Raw genomic sequence first — 2,921 nt, 5'->3', positions numbered from 1 at the left:
TGCTCAGCAACAGCTCGGCCATGCCCATCACGCCGGTCATCGGCGTGCGGATCTCGTGACTGAGCGTAGCTAGGAACTGGGTCTTCGCCGCGCTGGCCGCTTCGGCCATCTGGCGTTGCTGTTCGACCAATTGCATGTGGTGACGCTGGGCCAGGCGGCGGCGCCAGGCCTGCAGGATCAGACCGACGACCAGCAGACTCAGCAGCACATACGCCAGCCACGCCCACCAGCGGCTCCACGGTGGTGCCTGCACGTGGATTTTCAGCGGCACAGGCAGATGCACCCATTGACCGTTCGCGCCCGCCGCCTGCACCTCCAGCGTGTAGTCACCCGCAGCCAGCCCCGCGAAATCCCGTTCGCCGTGGTCGCCGGTGTCCACCCATGTCGTGTCGAAGCCGCGCAGCAGAAAGCGGTAATGGTTCGATGCCGGGTCGATGAAGGAGAACAGCCGCACCGATACGTTGAAACCCCGATCCCGCCACTCCAGCTGGATCTGCTTCTCGTCCGTCGGCAGCACCCGCAGCTTGCCAGCACGACGCACGCTGATGCCGCTGACCCGCAACGGCGACACGTCGGTACGGTCGTGCATCCGATCCGGATTGAAACCCACCACGCCACCGAGCGTGGGCGCATACAGGTTGCCATCAGGCATCAGCGCGTAGCCGCGGGAAAACTCCCCATTGGCCAGGCCATTCTGCAATCCGAACGCCTGGAAGCGGCCACTCTGCGGATCGAAGCGCCACAGGCCGTCGCGGCCAAACATCCAGAGCCGCTGCCGTGCATCGACGCGCAGATCGACCACGGTGATGGACGGCCATCCCTGCGCCGCGCCGACGGTACGGTCGAGTACCAACGCCGCGCCGGCATAGTGGTAATGCTCCAGTCCGTCGGGACGTGCCATCCACAAGCCGTCGGCAGTGAAATCGAAGGCGTTCACCGGGCGGTCCTGCCGCACGCCGGAGATCGCCTCGAAACGATGGTGTTCCGCGTCGAGCCGCAGCATGCCGCCGTCACTGGCGTACCAGAACATGTCACCGTGGCGGGTGAGCTGGCTGCCCCACAGCAGCTTCTGGTTGGACTCGTCCATCGGCACCCGGGTGACCGCAAGCGTCTCGGGATCAACCCGGAACAGTCCCTCGCCGAAGGTGCGCACATACATCCGGTCATCCGGGCCCTGCTCCACTTCCAGCGGGTGCTTCAGCAGCAGATTGTGCGGATCGGCTTGCTCCGGTGGTTTGCCTTCGGTGTAACGATAGAGCCCACCGCGCACGGTGATCCACAATCGCTCGTGGGCATCCTGGGTCATGCCCAGCACGTCGCCGCGCAGACCGGACAGCACATGCTGCACCTTGCCGGTATGCGGATCGAGCTTGTCGATTCGCCCGCCGCGTTCGCCGACCCAGACCCGCCCATCGTGCCCGCGGGCCATCGCGGTGACGATCGAATCACGCAAGCTGTCCGGATCATCCGGGATGTGCGTGAACCGGCTGGTGTCCTTCCAGTCGGGTGCCAGGTAGCCCACGCCACCGTCCACCAGGGTCACCCACAGGCCGCCTTCGTGGTCGACCAGCATCGACCACACCCAGGTACCGGGAAGATCGCCGCGCAGTACCGGCTGGTCGGTCACCGCCAGCACCGGCTGGCCCGGCTGCGCCTGCATGAACAGACCATGCTGCGTGCCTGCCCACAATCGGCCGGACCGGTCGCGGACACTGCTGAGCACGTTACCTTGCGGAGCTCCGACACCCATCAGCGGCCGCGCCACGTCGTCGCTGCCTGCCAGCAACAGGCCCTCGGAGGTGGCGATGTGCACCTCGCCGTCCTGGCTGTCGATGGACCAGGCGTCGATCGGTGCGGACTCGCCGAGTTGCGACACGCGGTGCAAGTGGCCCGCAGGATCGCGCCGGAACACGCCCTTGCTGGTCCCGATCCACAGTTGCTGCCGCTCGTCCACAAACAACGCGCCAACCAGCCCGAACGCCGACGGCGTGCTGCCCAGCAACGCGTCGCTGACATGCTCGAAACCGTTGCTGCCAGGATGCATGACGTCCAGCCCGCGCACCGTGCCGACCCACAAATTGCCGTCGGCACTCTGCGCGATCGCCCAGACCTTGTCGCTGCTCAGACTGGAGGGATCCTGCGGGTCGTGCTCCCAATGCGCGAACTTCCCGGTGTCCGGATCGTAGCGGTTAAGTCCGGCCTCCAGACCACCGGCCCAGAGCTTGCCGTCACGATCGAACAGCAGCGAGGCAATGCCGTTCTCGTAAAGGGTGTCCGCATCGCCAGCAACATGGCGAAACACCTTGAAGTCGACGCCGTCGTAACGGGCGATGCCCCCCTTGGTGCCGAACCACATCGCTCCATCGCGATCCTGCGCGACCGCGTAGACGATACTGCTGGGCAGGCCATCGGCCGTGTCGTAACGGCGGAACTGAGGCGTCGGCAGCAGACCGGTAACGGACGTCGTGATGGCCGGCGACGGCACGGACGCACTCGATACCGGTGCCGTCAGGCCCAAGGCCATACTCAGCCATACTGCTGAAAACATCCGCCGTGCTCCCCTCGGGCTGTCCATTCCCGCCCCTGTCGCTATCGCCCACGAACCGATGGCAAATCACGAAGCGCGGTGCTGGCGGCTATCCCGGCGCAGTCGATGATGCCAAAACCCCTGTACCGGTGCGAGCACGGCGGCAGACGCCACGCCACTCAGGCGTAATCGCCCAGCCGCGATGTGATGCTGGTCACATTTTGCGCCAGCGCGGCGGCCAGTTGCTCGCCGCTGAGCGGCTTGCGCAGAAAACCATCCATGCCTGCCGCACGGGCGCGTGCCTCGTCCGCGTTGCCCGCACGCGCAGTCACCGCGATGATCGGCAAGTGCGGCCCAGCCTGTTCGCGCTGACGGATCAACCGCGCGATCTGGA

At 66.0% G+C, this 2,921-nt stretch carries 2 protein-coding genes; both read right to left on the bottom strand.

The genetic code is table 11. The features are described 5' to 3' along the window. A partial coding sequence (locus IE071_RS15765; protein ID WP_229792947.1) for a ligand-binding sensor domain-containing protein occupies nucleotides 1-2,524 on the bottom strand: 2,524 nt, incomplete at its 3' end. Nucleotides 2,525-2,706: 182 nt separating this feature from the next. Continuing rightward, the coding region (locus IE071_RS15760; protein WP_189442547.1) for a response regulator at nucleotides 2,707-2,921 on the bottom strand (215 nt) is incomplete at its 5' end.

This window comes from Rhodanobacter panaciterrae (assembly GCF_014651895.1).
GTDB classification, from domain to species: Bacteria; Pseudomonadota; Gammaproteobacteria; order Xanthomonadales; family Rhodanobacteraceae; genus Rhodanobacter; species Rhodanobacter panaciterrae.
Note: the sequence above shows the minus strand (reverse complement) of the source record. Positions and strands in the feature narration are given on the sequence as shown.